Source organism: Chryseobacterium sp. BGARF1, from assembly GCF_001677955.1.
GTDB lineage: Bacteria > Bacteroidota > Bacteroidia > Flavobacteriales > Weeksellaceae > Chryseobacterium.
Map to the genome: position 1 here is coordinate 1 of NZ_LELA01000154.1, position 761 is coordinate 761.

The window sequence follows — 761 nt, forward strand, 5'->3', positions numbered from 1 at the left end:
CTCTATAGAATTCTGTAACAGGTTCTCCTCCTTCACCAATTCCCGCATTTGGGCATTGGGCACCACTAGTACTTATACAAGATTGCCAGCTCATTCCAAATGTAGTTACAGGAGCTGAAAATACATTCGGGCTAATTTGTTTGTAAATATTAAATTCCCAATTAGAGTAAACCAAATTTCCGAGATCTAGGTGTAATTTAACGGTCTGCGGAGAAAGTATCGTAAAAAATTCTTTCTTAATATTAGGATTAAATGAATTAACCCCCTCTAATTCAAAATCATTATTATGCTTTATCCACTCTCCAGTTACTGCCTCGATAGGTTGTGAGAATCCAGCAAAATGACTATAAATATTTTCACCAAAGTCAAACATCACTTTTCCTTTAGTAGGATAAGTAATAGAGCTGATAACATCTTGAGTGATATCTACAGGCTCATAAAAATCATTACCTCTGTAATATCCCCAACTGTCTTTTTTAAATATTTTATTTTGGTTGGTATAGCTGATGTCATATTCATTTAGATTATTAGTATCGCCTGATTTAGTTATTTTTTTTAATAAAAGTTTTTTGAGATTAAGCGAGGGGTCAGGAAATGTCAAGAAAGATGTACTGGTATAATCATAATCAAAGGTATATTTATCTACAAATTGGTTAGTACTTTGTCCGATAACATTACTTTGTATAGATTTTAATTTATACAATTCTGATGAATTAAAATAATTCGAATCATTTCGCCCTTTTTCATAAGTGAAATTAATA

General features: G+C 31.4%; 1 protein-coding gene. It reads right to left on the reverse strand.

The features are described from left to right. The coding region (locus tag AB671_RS22575; RefSeq protein WP_410492673.1) for a hypothetical protein at window positions 1–761 on the reverse strand (761 nt) is incomplete at both ends.